Genomic DNA, 14,886 nt, shown 5'->3' with positions numbered 1-14,886 from the left:
CCGTCGAAGAAGCCACCTTGCAGGAGCGGCTGATGACCACGCTGGCGACGATCGGTCTGGATCTGGCGAAAAATGTCTTTCAGGTTCATGGCATCACCGCGGAGGGAAAGGTTCGCCGCCACCGACGCCTATGCCATCTCGCGGCGCGAGCGGAAAAAGATCGAGATGCTGTTCGCGCACCTCAAACGCATCCTGGGGCTCGACCGCCTGCGATTGCGGGGGCCGAACGGCGCCCGCGACGAGTTCCACCTCGCCGCCGCCGCCCAGAACCTCCGCAAGCTCGCCAAGCTCATCCCCATGCCGGAGCCCAGGCCGGCGTGAAGGGGCCGGTGCCTGCTGTTCCGCCCTTGCGATCAACAGAGCGGCACTCGGGCAGCGCCCGACTTTTTCAACACTATCGGCGCATTGCTGCCGAAATGGGGGCGGCTGCACGGGCATGGCCCGTGCACCGGGCTCTCGTGAACCGAGCCTCCTGCGGAGTCTCGGCCTCCGGCTTCGATCCCTGCCGCGCTCTCGCTGTCCCCTCGGCGCTCCGCATGCGACAGCGGGCGCGGAGGGGCTGATCATCCCGCGCGGCCGAAATGGACGACCCTGCCCTGGCGGGCGGCGTAGGGGAGGGCGAACAGCGCCAGCGGGTAGAGCAGGCTCCAGCCGAACGCCCCAGCGAAGGCCAGCAGCCCGACCAGGGCGAGCAGGGCAAAGGCGCGCTCGCGGCGATCCGGCACGATCTTCACGAACACCGCGACGCAGGCGAGGTAGAGCAGGAAGAAGTTCTGCCCGGCCAGCGTCAGCAGTGCGTCGAGCGGCACGCCGCCGATCAGGTGAAAACCGATCACCGCCAGGAATCCGGCGAGGACCGTGGCCAGCGCCCGTGCCGGCGTGCCGCCCGCGTCGAGCCGGCCGGCGTCGAGCGCTGCAGGCAGGAAACCGTTGCGCCCCATGTCGAAGACGAGGCGCGACGCCGCCCAGACGGCGCCGACCAGGTTGGCGACGATGATGAGGGCGACCAGCCCGCCGAGCGCAGCCCGGCCGGAAGCCCCGCCGACCAGTGCCTCGACCACCGGCAGGAAGGGCGCGCGGATCAGCCGGGGGTCGTCGACCGCCACCGTGCTCTGCACCGCCAGGGCGGCGCCGAGGTAGAGCAGGGAGACGGCGACGAAGCTGATCACCACCGCCAGCGGGAAGTCGCGGCGCGGGTTTCTCATCTCCTCCGACAGGGCGGCGAACAGCTCCCAGCCGGTGTAGCTGAAGAAGGCCAGCGCCATGCCCTGCCAGACCGCGGGCAGCGCGGCGGCGTCGGGCCAGTGGAACTCGCGGCCCCAGCGTGGCAGCGTGCTGCCGGCCAGAACCACGAGGATCAGCAGCAGCGCGACCATCACCGCGTTCTGCCAGCGGCTCGCCAGCGTCGCCCCGTGCCGGACGATCGCCGCCGCTCCCACCAGCAGGGCGGCGGCGACCAGACCGGCGGTCGCCGTGCCGCCGGGGAGCGCCAGCCCCTCGGCGACGTAATAGCCGCCGGTCAGGGCGATGGAGGGAATGCCGAGCCCGAAGGCGCCGAGCAGCACGAAGGCGACCCCGGCCTGCGCCCGCGGCCAGGCGACCCGAACGAAATGGGACACCCCGCCGGCCGAGGGGTGGGCGCGGCCGAGCCGGACGAACACCCACAGCAGCGGCAGCGACATCAGCGAATCACCGATCCAGCTCCAGTAGGCGTCCGGTCCGGCGCTGCGAAACACGAGGCCGGGCAGCATCAGCATGCCGGCGCCGACGACGACGCTCAGCGCCAGCATCACGGCGCTGAACAGTCCCAGCGTCGGCTTCAGGGTCGGGGTGTCGGCCATAGGGCGTCGTCCTCGGTCAAGGGGTGGGGAGGTGGTCCGGTTACGGCGTGTAGATGACCGGGAATTCAATGGGCCGTCCGCTGTCCAGCGCGGCGACGATCGCCTCGGAACTCAGCACCTTGCCGCAATAGCTGTGAACCAGCAGTCAACGGGAACCCCAAGCCGACGCACCACAATCATTTGAAGTGGTTGAGAAAAACTCTGCTGAGGTGGGATCCCGATCGGCGCCGATCGGGACCCCACATTGGTGACCAAAACTCATTCATTTACAAAGGGCTACATTGCTTCTGATAGGGGTCCCGCTTCCGAGCCGATTCACAGCCCCCCTCAGGCCGCTGATCCGCTACCCATTGCCGCGGAGTAGGCCGGCGCCTTCAACTCGCCGAAGAGCACAGAGGCTCCCTCAGACACCACTCACCGGGACGCGATCCACAAGACGAGCGGGTGGTTGCGTCAGACGATGTAGCCATAGCCGGTGTCGACGATGTCCCGAACCGCGAAGCGTTCAGTGACAAGACCGCTGCCCGCCATCCAGTCGATCTGGTCCTGGACGCTGTCGAGCGCCAACCGGCCGTCCGCCCGGATGAACGGCAGGGTCTTGGCGAGTTGTTCGGGCGGAAGCCGCGCGTGCTTCGCGAGGAGGTCGAGCAGGGGACGGGTTTCGGCGTCGAGCGGGACGATCCCGTCCACCCGCTTGGCCAGGAGGGAGGCGGCGTAGGTTTCGCACCCCCGGCGATAGGCGTGCAGGATGCGGCCGACGTTTTCCCGGTCCGCCGCCGCCTTGGCCGAGACGAACACGCCGCACATCTGCCAGGGCGTCTCATCGCCGACCCAGCCGAGCAGCCGGGCAGCGCCCGATTGCAGGAGATCGGGCACCAGGGTGGTCGGCAGCAGCGTGGCGTCGATCCGGCCGCCGGTCAGCGCCGCCGCCATGTTGGACAGGCTCTGGAGCGGCTGCAGGCGGACCTGCGCCAGATCGAATCCGTGTTTGCGCGCCAGCAGATGCATCGAATAATGGTAGCTGGAGCCGATCTGGGTGATCCCCACCGTCCTTCCGGGGAAATCCCGCAGGGTTTTCAGCCCCGCCTCGTGGGCCGGGCGGCCGGCGAGATAGCCGACGAGCGGATAGCCGGGCGCTTCCGGGCTGCCGCCGGCCACCACCGTCAACGCGCGGTTTCCCGCCAGATTGAACAGCCCGCCGGTGAAGGCGCAGCAGCCGAGGTCGATGTCGCCCGACGCGGCGGCGACGGCGATCGGCTGGGCGGCGTCGAAGAAGACCAGTTCGGACTCGAAGCCGAGATCGGCGAAATAGCCAAGTTCATGCCCGAGGAACAGCGGCGCCGACGACACCGGTCGAAGCGTTCCGATGCGCAGCCGGCGGAGCATGCCGGTGGCGGAGCGGACCGGCCACGACGCGCCGGCGATGGTGGCGGCGGCCCCGCCGAGAAGGAGACGACGTGTCACCATGATTGGGAACTCCCCGTTTGAAAGGCGGTTGCACGGCGCGTGCGGCGGATCGGGCTCGGAGATAGGGCTCAGGCGCGCCATCGCAGCGCGCGCCTTTCCAGCCATGAGATGGTCCGGGCCACCACGAGCCCGAGGATGGAGAGGACGACCACCCCGGCGAGCAGGTCGGCGGTCTTCATGAGGTTGCCGGCCTGGGTGATGAAGGCACCGATCCCGCTGTCGGCGCCGATCATTTCCGACGACACGACCAGCAGCAGCGCCGTCGAGCTGGAGATGCGGAAGCCCGACAGGATGGCCGGCAGGGCGCTCGGCAGGATCACGCGCCGGAGGATGGTGGAAAACGGCACGTCGAAACTCTGCGCCATGCGGATCAGGTTGCGCGGGACCTGGTCGACGCCGCCGCACACTGCGATGACGGTGGGGAAGAACACCCCCAGCGCGATGGTCGCCACCTTCGGCGTCTCGCCGATCCCGAGCCAGAGGATGAGCAGCGGCAGCAGCGCGATCTTCGGGATGGGGTAGAAGGCCGAGACCAGCGACAGCCCGACCGACCGTGTCAGGGAGAACAGGCCGACCGCGCAGCCGACGACCAGACCGCCGGCGGTGCCGGCGATCCAGCCGCCGCCGACCCGCAGGGCCGACCGCGTCAGGTGGGTCCACAATTCGCCCGAGGCCGCCAGCGTCCACAGCGCCCTGGCGATGGCGGCCGGGCTCGGCAGGAACAGCGGGTTGACCCACTCCGCCGTTCCCACGGCCTGCCAGACGGTTATCAGTGTCGCGAAGGCGAGAATCGCCGGCGGTGCCGTCGCGGCCGGCGCGAATCCGCGGCCCCGGAACGGCATGGGCCGGGCCGGTTGGCCGGCTTTCTCTGGCCCGGCACCCTGCAAAGCGGCCTTTTCCGATGGGGGCGGCGGCCGGTCAAGCACGGGCGACCTCGCGTTCGGCGGCGATGGCGCCATCGCGGATGGACGCCCAGAGCCGCGCCTGGAGGGCTGCCAGCTCCTTTTGGGCGGAGGGCCGCGCGCGCTCGCTCCGCGGGATGCCGACGTCGGCGACGTCCTGAATCCGGCCGGGCCGCGCGGACAGCACCACGACGCGGTCGGCCAGCCGGACGGCCTCGTCGAGGGTGTGGGTGACATAGGCGACGCCGACCCGCTCGGCGTCGAGGAGCCGGGTCAGATCCTCGATCAGGACCGCGCGGGTCTGTGAATCCAGCGCCGACAGCGGCTCGTCCATCAGCAGGATCGCCGGCCGCACCGCCAGCGCGCGGGCGATGCCGACCCGCTGCTTCATGCCGCCGGAAAGCTGGCGCGGGTAGGCGGCGGCGAACTCGGAAAGCCCGGTCCGGCGCAGCGCGTCGGCGACGATGCCGCGCTTTTCGGCCGGGCCGACCGGGCGGTGGTCCAGCACGAACCGGATGTTGTCCTCGACCGACCGCCAGGGCAACAGGGCGAAATCCTGGAAGACGGCGGCGATCGGACTGATGCAACCCGGCGGCTCGCGGCCCCGGATCAGCACTTGGCCGGAGGCCGGCACCACCAGCCCGCCGAGGATCGACAGCAGCGTGCTCTTGCCGCAGCCCGACGGCCCGACGATGGCGACGACCTCGCGGGAGCGGATGGCGAGCGACACATCGGCGAGCACGGTCAGGCCGTCGAAGGAATGCCCGATGGCTTGGGCGAGGAGATCCATGATGCGACGAACCTCAGGATTCCATCGCCCCCGCCCCCTTATCGGTCGGAAGACGGGGACGCGCGGGGAGAACGGGCGGGCGGCCCGCGCCGCGCGGCGATGGCAGCGATGAAGGATACCCCACGATATTTGCATTGCAAATAACGAATTTGAACTGTAGTCATCGGCCAAACAGAAGGGCCGAGGGGAGGACACATGCCGAAGACTACCGACGACGAGCCGAAGGACCGCCAGTTCGTCACCGCGCTGTCGCGCGGGCTGGAGATCCTGCGCTGCTTCTCGCTGAACCGGCGCGAGTTGACCACGGTCGAGATCGCCCAGTTGACCGGCCTGCCGCAGCCCAGCGTCTGGCGCCTGTGCTACACGCTGATCGAGTGCGGCTATCTGGTGTCCAACCCGGCGAGCAAGAAGCTGTCGGTCGGTCCGGCGGTCCTCATGCTGGGTTATTCGGCGGTCAGCCGGGCGGGTTTCGCCGACGCGGTCAACCCCTATCTGCAGCGGATCGCCGAACGGTTCGGCGGCGCCGCCTCGATCGCCATCCGGGAACGCGACGCGATCCTGCTGCTCCAGCGCTGGCAGGCCGACACCATGCTGACGCTGAACCTGTCGGCCGGGTCCACGGTCTCGCTGTCGCGCTCGGCGATCGGCTGGGGCTATCTCGCCGGCTTGCCGTCGCAGGAGCGGCGGCGGTTGCTGGCGGATCTGAAGGTCGAGGCGCAGGAGGGCGGCGCCGAACTGCTTGCCGACATCGAGCGCGCCATGGCGGATTACGCGCGCGACGGCTTCGTTGTGAATTGCGGCAAGTCGCAGAAGATCATCAACGGCGTGGCGCTGCCGCTGAGCGTGCGCCAATCGCGTGACGTCTACCTGCTCGGCTGCTCGGGGGCGGCGACCGACTTCACCGAGGCCAGGATCCGCGCCGAGGCCGGCCCCATGCTGCGCGAGATCGCCGGCGAGCTGTCGCTCCTGATCGGCGACCTGAACGCCATGGCCGCCCAAGGGACCGCGCGCCGGAGCTGAGCGGCGCGCCGTCATGACCCGCCGCCGCCGACCGCGCGGCGCAGCCCGACCAGGCGTTCCAGCGCAAGGACCGACACCAGGGTGACGAGGACGAGAAGGGCGGAAACGGCGGCGGCCAGCGGGTCGGTCCGGCTCTCGACATGGTGGTAGAGCGCCACCGGCAGGGTGGTCAGGTGTGGTCCGGCGACGAACAGCGTGATCACCACCTCGTCGAAGGAGACCAGGAACACCAGGATCGCCGCCGCCGCGATGCCGGGCGCCGCCAGAGGAAGGGTGACCCGCAGCGTCACCGCCAGCGGCCGGGCGCCCAGACTGGCGGCAGCCTCCTCGACACCGGGCGGCAGCGCACGCAGCGCCGTTTCCAGGACCCGCAGCGCGTAGGGCAGGGTGACCAGCAGATGCGCCGCCACCAGCCCCGGCCAGCTCCCGACCAGCCCGAACCGGACGAAGACGATCAGCAGGCCCAGCCCGAGAACGATGGAGGGCAGCAGAAGCGGCAGGGTCAGCAGAAGGGCCAGCGGCGCCAGCCGGCCCCGGACCAGCGCGACGGCGGCGGGAACGGCGATCAGCAGGCAGACGGCCGTCACCACGGCGCCGAGCAGAAGGCTGTTGCGCAAGGCCTCGACCATGCCCCGGTCCGACGCCAGCGCGGCGTACCAGCGCAGACTCCATCCTGACGGCGGCCAGGACAGAGCGGTGTCGGCCGAGAGGGACATGGGGAAGACCAGGATGACCGGAGCCAGCAGATAGGCCGCCAGCACCGCCACCAGCAGCCCGAAGCCCAGCCGTCCGGCCCAGTGTGTCGTGGGGTACGGCATCAGCCGATCGCCTCCTCGACGCGGCGGATCACGCGGCCGTAGGCGCCGAGCAGGACTCCGAACAGCAGCAGCGTGACCAGCGACAGGACCGCCGCCACCGGCCAGTCGAGCGTGACGATGGCCTGGTCGTGGATTTCAGTGGCGATCAACGGGACCCGCCCGCCGCCCAGCAGCTTCGGCGTCACGAAGCTGCCGACCGTCAGCACGAAGGTCAGCAGTCCGCCGAGCAGGATGCCGGGCGCGCTCAAGGGCAGGATGACGCGGCGGAACACCGTGAAGGGCGGCGCGCCCAGGCTGGCGGCAGCATCCTCCAGATCGCCGGCGACGCGGCCGAAGCCCGCCAGCAGCGACAGGATCGCATAGGGCATCAGGATTTCGACGAGCCCCACCACCACCCCGGTCCCGTTGAACAGCAGCGGCGGCGGCTCGATGCCGGCGCTCCGCAGAAGGCCGGGAACGACTCCCTGGTCGCCGAGGATCGGCAGCCAGCCATAGCTGCGGACCACGGCGGACAGCAGCAGCGGCGACACGAAGACGATCACCAGCGTGTTGCGCCAGCGGGGTGGGCTGCGATGCACGGCAAGCGCCAACGGATAGGCGGCGGCCAGGGTCAGCGCGGTGACCGTCGCTGCCAGCGCGAGCGAATTCAGGACGAGGCGGTGATGCCAGCCGTCGCCCAGGACCTTCGCCCAGGTGACGAGCGTCCAGTCCGCGCCGATGGCGCCGCCGGGTGCGCCTTCGTGAAAGGCGTAGCCGGCCAGCCGCAGCAGCGGCCACAGGAAGGTCAGCAGGGTCACGGCCAGCGCCGGCAGGATCAGGGAGGCCAGCGCGAGCCTTGGCAGGGCTTCCGCCGCTTCGTCGGCGTTCATGGCGGGTCGTCCTCCGGAAAGACCGACATGTCGGTCCGGCGCCAGGACAGCGCCACCGGATCGCCGGGGGCGAGGGCGGCGGGCGGGTCGCTTCCCTGCCATTCGACGCTGACCGGGGTGGGACCGACCATGACCGTCAGCGTGGTGCGGTCGCCGAGAAAGATCCGGTCGCGGAGAACGCCGCCGACCCGCAACCGGTCGCCGTCGGGAACGGCCGTCGCCGGGGCGTCGAGGCGGATGTGGTGCGGGCGCACCAGCAACTGGACCGTTCCGGCCCGGCCGTCGGCGGAATCCCCCGGCAGGGCATGGCCGTGGACGCTCAAGGACCCGTCGGCGGCCCGGTGGGCGGGCAACTGGTTGACCCGCCCGACGAAGCCGGCGACGAAGCGGCTCGCCGGGCGGTCGTGAATCTCCCGCGGCGTGCCGACCTGCTCCAGCCGGCCGCCGCGCAGGACGGCGATCCGGTCGCAGACGGCCAGCGCTTCCGACTGGTCGTGGGTGACGAACACCGCCGTGATGCCGAGGCGCCGCTGGAGGTCGCGGATCTCCGCCAGCATGTCGGCGCGCAAGGTGGCGTCGAGGTTGGACAGCGGCTCGTCCAGCAGCAGGACGTTTGGCTCGATCACCAGCGCGCGGGCCAGGGCGACGCGCTGCTGCTGGCCGCCCGACAGCTGCTTGGGCCGGCGCTCGGCCAGAGGGCCCAGGCGGACCAGATCGAGCGCGCGGCGGGTGCGGTCGCGGATGTCCCTGGCGGAAAGCCGGCGCATCTGCAAGCCGAAGGCGATGTTGGCGGCGGCGCTCATGTGCGGGAACAGCGCGTAGTTCTGGAACACGAGGCCCATGCCGCGCCCGTGGGCGGGCTGCCGGGTGATGTCGCGGCCACCGACCAGGATGCGGCCCGACGTGGCCGCCGCCAGCCCGGCGATCATCCGCAGGACCGTCGTCTTGCCGCAGCCGGACGGCCCCAGCAGGCCCAGCATCTCGCCGGCGCCGACCGTCAGCGACAGCGCCGCCACCGCCGGCGGAGCCGTGCCGAAGCGCTTTTCCAGCCGGTCCAGCGTCAGGGTTTCGGGCATCGGCGGCATGGGCGGCGTCACCCGCGCGTCACGACGTTGCGGCGCCAGGAATCGTTGATCCGGTCGCGCAGCGGGGCGATGTCGAGCCAGTTCACCGGCAGCCAGGACGCCGTCTGGTCGGGGCGGACGATCCGGCTTTGCGCGTCGGGGCCGACCACCGCCCGGCGGTTCATCGGCGCGTAGAACATGCGGTCGGCGACCGCGCTCTGCGCCGCGGCGCCCAGCGCGTAGGCGATGAACAGCCGCGCGGCCTCCCGCTGAGGCGCATCGCGGACGAGGTTGATGGTGTTCAGCAGCATCACCGACCCCTCGGCGGGAACCGTCGCGGCGATGCGGCCCGGCGATTGCCGGGCGTAGAGCTGGGCCCGCCCGTTCCACCCGTAGCCCAGCGCGGAGGTGCCGTTGACGATGAAGGCATAGGCGTCGGGCTTGGGGTCGAAGGACAGGACGTTCGGGGCGAGGTCGCCCAGCAGGGCGATGCCCCGGTCGACGCCGCCCAGGTAATCGTCGGTGCCGGCCAGCCGGTTGGCGATCAGCACCAGGGCGACGCCGCCCAGATCGGGCACGCCGGCGAAGGCGACCTTGCGCCTGTGCTCCGGCTTCCACAGCTCGCGCCAGGAGGTCGGCGCCGGGCTCACGCGGTCCGGCGCGTAGATCAGCACCAGATGGTCGGCGGTGACCGCCGGTCCGGCGACGCCGGGCAGGAAGGCGCGCGGATCCAACTCGTCGAGGACCGGCAGCGACTCCCGCGCGATCGGCTCGAACAGGGACTCGCCGCTGGCCACCCTGGCCGAGGTCATGTCGAGCAGGACGACGTCGAGCTGGGGCGCGTTGCGCTGGGCGCGCAGGGTGCCGAGCATCTCGGCCGAGTTCCGCATCCCGGCGTAGCTCACCCGGATGCCGGGATGCGCCGCCATGAAGGGTTCGACGACGGCGGCGTGGTAGTTTTCCTGGAACACGCCGCTGAACGACGCCAGGGTGAGGGTGGTGTCCGGCGCGCGGGCGCGGGCGATGAAGGGGGCGCTCAGCGCGAGGCCGGCGGCCCCGCGCGCCAGGGCGCGGCGTGTGATCGTCATCGTGGGGTTCCTTCGACCAGGGAGGCGGCGACCAGGGAGGCGGCGACCAGGGAGGCGGCGACCAGGGAGGCGGCGGCCGCGACCGCGGCGGCGCCGTAATCGGCCTCGGCGGCGGCCCGCGTCACCTTGCCCTCCGCGAGGTCGCCGGCGATGCGCGCCGGGGGGCGCCGTTCGGGCGGGCCGAAGCCGCCCGCCCCCGGCGTCTCGACGCGGATCGAGCGTCCGGCGGCCAGGGCGAGATTGACGATCTTGGAGGCGGCCTGCGTTTCCTGCGGCCGCCCCTTGTCGAGGACGACGCGGCTCCGCCCGCCGGGCTTGGCCGATTCGATGCCGGCGGCGCCCCGCCGCGCCCCGTCCAGGCGCGCGTGGCAGACGATCCGGTCGTCGAGCGAGCGGATCTGCCGCGCGATTCCCATGCCGCCCCGGAACTCCCCGGCCCCGCCGCTGTCGGTCACCAGGGCGTATTCCTCCACCAGCAGCGGGTATTCCTTCTCCAGCGCTTCGGCCGGCAGGTTCGAGGTGTTGGTGACGTGGACGTGCACGCCGTCGGTGCCGTCGCCGTCCCATTGCGCCCCGGCGCCGCCGCCGATCGTCTCGACATAGACGAAGGTCCGCCCGCCGCGGTTGGCCGGGCCGGAGAACACGACGGTCGACATCACGTCGTTGCCCGACGCCACCCGCCGTTCGACCGGCAGGAACCGGCAGAAGGCGCCGATCACCGCCCCGGCGACGCGCTGGGCGGTGTTGGCGCGCGATCCCACCGCGCCGGGAAAGCGCGGGTTGACGATGGTCCCTTCCGGGGCGTGGATGGTGATCGCCTCGACCATGCCCTGGTTGGGCATCAGGTCGGGGTCGAGCATCGCCTTGACCGCGTAGTAGACGCTGGCCTCCAGTGCGTTGCGGGGCATGTTGAAGCTGCCGCGCGACTGCGGCCCCGACCCGGTGAAATCGACGCTCAGCCGGTCGCCGCGCAGGGTGACGGTCGCCCGCACCGGCACCGGGTCGCCGCCATAACCGTCGTCGTCGAGATAGGTGGTGAAGCTTCCCTGGTTGTCACCGGTCTCGACGATCCTCCGGCGCAGCCGGCGCGCGGTGTAGGCGAGCAGATCGTCGATCGCGCGGGTCACCTCGGCGTGGCCCATCCGCGCCACCAGATCCGCCATCAGGGCGCCGCCGCGCTGGTTGGTGGCGATCTGGACCTTGAGGTCGAGGATCCGTTCCTCGAAGTCGCGGGTGTTGTGGGCGATCATCTCCAGCAGGTCGGTGTCCAGCTCGCCGCCGCGCAGGATGCGCAGCACCGGCAGGCGGATGCCCTCCTCGAACACGCTGCGCGCGGTGTGCGAGGTCGAGCCCGGCACGCTGCCGCCGACGTCGGAATGATGGCCGCAATTGGCGGCGAAGAAGGCGACCCGGCCATCGACGAAGACCGGGGTGACGATGCTGATGTCGGGCGCGTGCGTGCCGCCGGCGAGGTAGCTGTCGTTGCAGATGAAGGCGTCGCCCGGCTCCATCGCCTCCGGCGTCCGGCTGGCCAGCACCGCCCGCACGCTGCCGGTCAAGGATCCCAGATGCAGCGGGACGTGCGACGCCTGGGCGATCAGCCGCCCGGCGGCGTCGAACATCGCCACCGAGCAGTCCTTGCGCTCCTTGATGTTGGTCGAGAAGGAGGAGCGGATCAGCGTGTGGCCCATCTCGTCGACGATGGCGAGCAGCCGGTTGGAGAAGATCTCCATGGCGATGGGGTCGGCAGCGATGGGGTCGGCGACGGGCGCGGTGGCGAGGGCGGCGGGCGGCATGGTCGCGGGGCCTCAGGCGAGGGTGATGACGAGGTTGCCCGCGGGATCGATCCCCAGGCTTTGGCGCGGCAGCACGAGGGTGGTCGAACTCATCTCCTCGACGACGCAGGGCTCGTCGATCCGTGTCCCTGCCGGCAGCCCCGCGCGGTCGAAGACCGGCACGTCGAGCCAGCCGTCGCCGCCCCCGAAATAGACCCGCCGATGCGCCTTGAGGGCGTCGCCCGGGCTCCCCGCCGCCGGCGGCGGCGTCCAGGCGATCCGCTCCACCGGGCCGATGGCCTGGACGCGCAGGTTGACGATCTCGACCGCGCGGCCGGCGATGTCGTAGCCGTGGGTCTGACGGTGGATGGTCCGGAACCGCGCGAGGAAGGGGTCGGGGCCGGTTGCCTCAGGATCGTCGATGGGCACCGGGATTTCGAAGTTCTGGCCCTGGAAGCGGGCGTCGATGGTGTGCCGGTAGCGCCGCTCGGCCGGCGCGATGCCTTCGCGGCCGAGCCAGAGGGCGGCGTCGCGGCGAAGCGCCGCGAAGCCCGCCGCGATCCCCGGCCAGCCCGCCGGATCGGTCAGCTCCATGACGCTGCGGACGAAATCCATGCTGACGTCCGACAGCAGGATGCCGCGCGCGCACAAGGTACCGGGCTCCTGAGGGACGAGAACGGTGCGGATGCCGCAATCCTGCGCCAACTCGCCCGCGTGCAGCGGTCCGGCGCCGCCATAGGCGAACAGGGCGAAGCGACGGGCGTCGTGACCGCGTTCGGTGGAGATGGAGCGGATCGCCCGGCTCATCGTGGCGTTGGCGATGCGGATGATGCCGTGCGCCGCCTCTTCGAGCGGCAGGCCGAGCGGGACGGCGACGCGGCGGCGCAGCGCGTCGCGCGCGGCGTCGGCGTCCACCGCGAGCTGGCCGCCCAGCAGCGCGGCGGGATCGAGACGGCCGAGCGCGATGTTGGCGTCGGTGATGGTCGGCTCGCTGCCGCCCCTGCCGTAGGCCGCCGGGCCGGGCACGGCCCCGGCGCTGCGCGGCCCGACCTTCAGGGCTCCGCCCTCGTCGAGCGCGGCGATGCTGCCGCCGCCGGCGCCGATGACGTGGATGTCCACCATCGGCGTCTTGACGGGATAGCCGGCGATCAGCCGTTCCGAGGTGAACAGTGGCCGCCCGTCCGCCACCAGCGACACGTCGGTCGAGGTGCCGCCGACGTCGAAGGTGATCAGGTCGGGGAAGCCGGCCGCCCGGCCGATCTCGGCGCTGCCGACGACTCCCGCCGCCGGCCCGGACAGGCAGGTGCGCACCGGCAACTCGCGCACCGCCGCCGCCGACATCAGCCCGCCGTTGGAATGGACGGTGTGCGGTTCGGCGGCGATTCCCAGCCGGCGCACAGCCGCCAGGAAACGGTCGAGATAGCCGCCCATGCGCGGCCCCACCGCCGCGTTGAGCACGGTCGTGGACAGGCGCTCGAACTCGCGGAACTCCGGCAGGACGTCCGACGACAGGCTGACATAGGCGTCGGGCAGGATCGTCCGCAGGATGTCGCGGGCCTCGCGCTCATGGCCGGGGAAGCGGTAGCTGTGCAGGAAGCAGACGGCGACCGCCTCGACCCCCGCCGCCGCCAGCCGGCGGGCGGCGCGTTCCACCCCGGCCCGGTCGAGCGGGATGAGCACGGTGCCGTCGGCCAGCACGCGCTCGTCGATCTCGATGCGGTTGGCCCTGGACACCAGGGGCGGCGGGCGCCGCACCGTGGCGTCGTAGAGATGCGGGCGGGTCTGCCGGCCGATCTCCAGCACGTCGCGGAACCCCCTGGTCGTCAGCAGCCCGGTGCGGGCGCCCTTGCGCTCGATGACGAGGTTGGTGGCGACGGTCGTGCCGTGGCCGATCCGGCCGATGCGGGATGGCTCGATCCCGCCCGCCCCGATCTCGGCCGGGGCGAGGATCTGGGACAGGCCGGCGCCGATCGCCTCGGACGGGTCGTGCGGCGTCGAGGGCAGCTTGAAGCAGCGGATCTCCCGCGTCGCGGCGTCGTGCAGCACGAAATCGGTGAAGGTGCCGCCGACGTCGAACCCAATGCGGCTGTGCATGGCGAAGGCTGTCTCCACGGGTTGGTATGGGTCTGTATATTCGCTATGCGAATTTTATATCTGCAAATTAGCCTGACGGGCCGTTTGTCCGCTGTCAAGCGCCAAGCATTGCGGCTGCATAAAAAATGTTGACAGGCCGGGACGATGCTTGGATCATTCGGCATAAATTCGCTATGCAAATATGATAATCATTTTATGACACGAGCCGCGAAGGACTTCCGATGACCGACACGCACCCACCCGATCGCCGGGCCAAGACGAGGCTTGCCGAACTGACCGCGCAGGAAGCCCGCGAGGTGTTCGCCCGGCGTCCCGTGGTGCTGCTGCCGATGGGCAGCCACGAGGACCAGGGGCCGCACGCACCGATGGGCGATCATCTCGCCGCCGGGGGAATCGCCGACCTCGTGGCGGCCAGGGCCAACGCGCGCGGGGTCGAGACCTATGTCGCCCCGACCCTGCCGTTTGGCGGCGGCAACTTCTTCGCCACCACGGTCGGCGGCATCGCCTTTTCCCAGACCACCATGCGGGCGGTGCTCGGCGACGTCTTCGCCAGCCTCGTCGACCAGGGAATCGACCGGCTCGTCGTGCTGAACGGGCATGGCGGCAACGTCGAGCCGATCAACGACGTGACCCGCGGCGTCTACCGGCAAAGGCGGGTGCTGATCCCCAGCCTGTACCTGTGGCGGATCGGCTATGGGCTGCTGTCCGAGATTCTCGGGCCGGAGCGGGCCAAGCGGAGCGCCGGGCATGGCGCCGATCCGTTGACCAGCGTCTACCACCATCTGTTTCCCGGCCTGATGCGCCCGGATCTGGTGCCCGAACCGATTCCGCCGGGCGAGGTGCTGGGGCTGCCGATGGCCGGGTTCGGCACGGTGACCTTCGAGGGGGCGGAGGTGTCCATGCCGGTCGCCGTCGACGAGATCACGCCCAACGGCGTGCTGCACGGCGACGCCCGCCTGAGTTCGCCCGAAACCGGCGCGGCCCTCGTCGAGGCGCTGACGGAGCGGGTGGCGCGTTTCGTGCTGCATTACGCCAGGCGGGTCGGCTGACCTTTCCAGCCCGGATCCGTCATCGGTGTTTTGGAACGGCTGCCCGAAGGCGCGTCGATGGAGAGGCTGACGGTCCGCGCAGGGGTTCGGCGCGGACCGTGGGGACCGC

The 14,886-nt window shown here is 71.0% G+C and carries 12 protein-coding genes and 1 pseudogene; 3 read left to right on the top strand and 10 right to left on the bottom strand.

Annotated elements, in window-relative coordinates; translation table 11 throughout:
* Positions 1-123: 123 nt before the first annotated feature.
* A pseudogene (locus J2847_RS26050) lies at positions 124-321 on the top strand (transposase); the annotation flags it as partial.
* A gap of 242 nt (positions 322-563) precedes the next feature.
* Here J2847_RS26050 and J2847_RS26045 read toward each other — a convergent pair.
* From J2847_RS26045 to J2847_RS26030, 4 genes are all read right to left on the bottom strand, one after another.
* Positions 564-1,841 carry an APC family permease gene (locus tag J2847_RS26045; RefSeq protein WP_209781698.1) on the bottom strand — a complete coding sequence of 426 codons (1,278 nt, stop codon included), beginning with the start codon at positions 1,839-1,841 and terminating at the stop codon, positions 564-566.
* Positions 1,842-2,294: 453 nt separating this feature from the next.
* Positions 2,295-3,308, bottom strand: a complete 1,014-nt coding sequence (locus J2847_RS26040) for an ABC transporter substrate-binding protein (protein WP_209781697.1) — start codon at positions 3,306-3,308, stop codon at positions 2,295-2,297.
* 68 nt (positions 3,309-3,376) lie between these two features.
* Entirely contained in the window at positions 3,377-4,150 is a 774-nt protein-coding gene (locus tag J2847_RS26035; RefSeq protein ID WP_233474792.1) for an ABC transporter permease, read from the bottom strand.
* A 76-nt stretch (positions 4,151-4,226) separates the two neighbouring features.
* Positions 4,227-5,000 carry an ABC transporter ATP-binding protein gene (locus tag J2847_RS26030; protein ID WP_209781695.1) on the bottom strand — a complete coding sequence of 258 codons (774 nt, stop codon included), beginning with the start codon at positions 4,998-5,000 and terminating at the stop codon, positions 4,227-4,229.
* Positions 5,001-5,195: 195 nt separating this feature from the next.
* Between J2847_RS26030 and J2847_RS26025 the strand changes: the two genes are divergently transcribed.
* Positions 5,196-6,020: an IclR family transcriptional regulator gene (locus tag J2847_RS26025; protein ID WP_209781694.1), complete on the top strand. Its 825-nt coding sequence runs from the start codon at positions 5,196-5,198 to the stop codon at positions 6,018-6,020.
* 11 nt (positions 6,021-6,031) lie between these two features.
* Here the strand turns inward: J2847_RS26025 and J2847_RS26020 are convergent, their stop codons facing one another.
* Genes J2847_RS26020 through J2847_RS25995 form a run of 6 tightly spaced genes read right to left on the bottom strand, consistent with a single transcriptional unit; the run spans position 6,032 to position 13,728 of the window.
* On the bottom strand, positions 6,032-6,838 hold the full coding sequence (locus tag J2847_RS26020) for an ABC transporter permease (protein ID WP_209781693.1): 807 nt from the start codon (positions 6,836-6,838) through the stop codon (positions 6,032-6,034).
* Positions 6,838-7,707, bottom strand: coding sequence for an ABC transporter permease (locus J2847_RS26015; RefSeq protein WP_209781692.1), 870 nt, complete (start codon positions 7,705-7,707; stop codon positions 6,838-6,840). The genes J2847_RS26020 and J2847_RS26015 overlap by 1 nt, the downstream gene beginning before the upstream one ends.
* Positions 7,704-8,792, bottom strand: a complete 1,089-nt coding sequence (locus J2847_RS26010) for an ABC transporter ATP-binding protein (protein ID WP_233474791.1) — start codon at positions 8,790-8,792, stop codon at positions 7,704-7,706. The genes J2847_RS26015 and J2847_RS26010 overlap by 4 nt, the downstream gene beginning before the upstream one ends.
* Positions 8,793-8,800: 8 nt before the next feature.
* Entirely contained in the window at positions 8,801-9,859 is a 1,059-nt protein-coding gene (locus J2847_RS26005; protein ID WP_209781691.1) for an ABC transporter substrate-binding protein, read from the bottom strand.
* Positions 9,856-11,655 carry a hydantoinase B/oxoprolinase family protein gene (locus J2847_RS26000; RefSeq protein ID WP_209781690.1) on the bottom strand — a complete coding sequence of 600 codons (1,800 nt, stop codon included), beginning with the start codon at positions 11,653-11,655 and terminating at the stop codon, positions 9,856-9,858. Before J2847_RS26000 ends, J2847_RS26005 begins: the two co-directional genes overlap by 4 nt.
* Positions 11,656-11,667: 12 nt before the next feature.
* Positions 11,668-13,728, bottom strand: coding sequence for a hydantoinase/oxoprolinase family protein (locus J2847_RS25995; protein WP_209781689.1), 2,061 nt, complete (start codon positions 13,726-13,728; stop codon positions 11,668-11,670).
* Positions 13,729-13,949: 221 nt separating this feature from the next.
* On the opposite strand from J2847_RS25995, the gene J2847_RS25990 reads away from it, so the two are divergent.
* Positions 13,950-14,777 (top strand): creatininase family protein, encoded by an 828-nt coding sequence (locus J2847_RS25990; protein WP_209781688.1) that lies wholly within the window; start codon positions 13,950-13,952, stop codon positions 14,775-14,777.
* The last annotated feature ends 109 nt before the right edge of the window (positions 14,778-14,886 follow it).

It is taken from the genome of Azospirillum agricola, assembly GCF_017876095.1.
GTDB classification, from domain to species: domain Bacteria; phylum Pseudomonadota; class Alphaproteobacteria; order Azospirillales; family Azospirillaceae; genus Azospirillum; species Azospirillum agricola.
This window is presented reverse-complemented; position numbering and strand designations above follow the sequence as displayed.

Excerpts from the sequence above, each read along its gene's own strand:
- J2847_RS26045 (WP_209781698.1), bottom strand. The coding sequence starts at position 1,841 with ATGGCCGACACCCCGACCCTGAAGCCGACGCTGGGACTGTTCAGCGCC.
- J2847_RS26040 (WP_209781697.1), bottom strand. The coding sequence starts at position 3,308 with ATGGTGACACGTCGTCTCCTTCTCGGCGGGGCCGCCGCCACCATCGCC.
- J2847_RS26035 (WP_233474792.1), bottom strand. The coding sequence starts at position 4,150 with ATGCCGTTCCGGGGCCGCGGATTCGCGCCGGCCGCGACGGCACCGCCG.
- J2847_RS26030 (WP_209781695.1), bottom strand. The coding sequence starts at position 5,000 with ATGGATCTCCTCGCCCAAGCCATCGGGCATTCCTTCGACGGCCTGACC.
- J2847_RS26025 (WP_209781694.1), top strand. The coding sequence starts at position 5,196 with ATGCCGAAGACTACCGACGACGAGCCGAAGGACCGCCAGTTCGTCACC.
- J2847_RS26020 (WP_209781693.1), bottom strand. The coding sequence starts at position 6,838 with ATGCCGTACCCCACGACACACTGGGCCGGACGGCTGGGCTTCGGGCTG.
- J2847_RS26015 (WP_209781692.1), bottom strand. The coding sequence starts at position 7,707 with ATGAACGCCGACGAAGCGGCGGAAGCCCTGCCAAGGCTCGCGCTGGCC.
- J2847_RS26010 (WP_233474791.1), bottom strand. The coding sequence starts at position 8,792 with ATGCCGCCGATGCCCGAAACCCTGACGCTGGACCGGCTGGAAAAGCGC.
- J2847_RS26005 (WP_209781691.1), bottom strand. The coding sequence starts at position 9,859 with ATGACGATCACACGCCGCGCCCTGGCGCGCGGGGCCGCCGGCCTCGCG.
- J2847_RS26000 (WP_209781690.1), bottom strand. The coding sequence starts at position 11,655 with ATGCCGCCCGCCGCCCTCGCCACCGCGCCCGTCGCCGACCCCATCGCT.
- J2847_RS25995 (WP_209781689.1), bottom strand. The coding sequence starts at position 13,728 with ATGCACAGCCGCATTGGGTTCGACGTCGGCGGCACCTTCACCGATTTC.
- J2847_RS25990 (WP_209781688.1), top strand. The coding sequence starts at position 13,950 with ATGACCGACACGCACCCACCCGATCGCCGGGCCAAGACGAGGCTTGCC.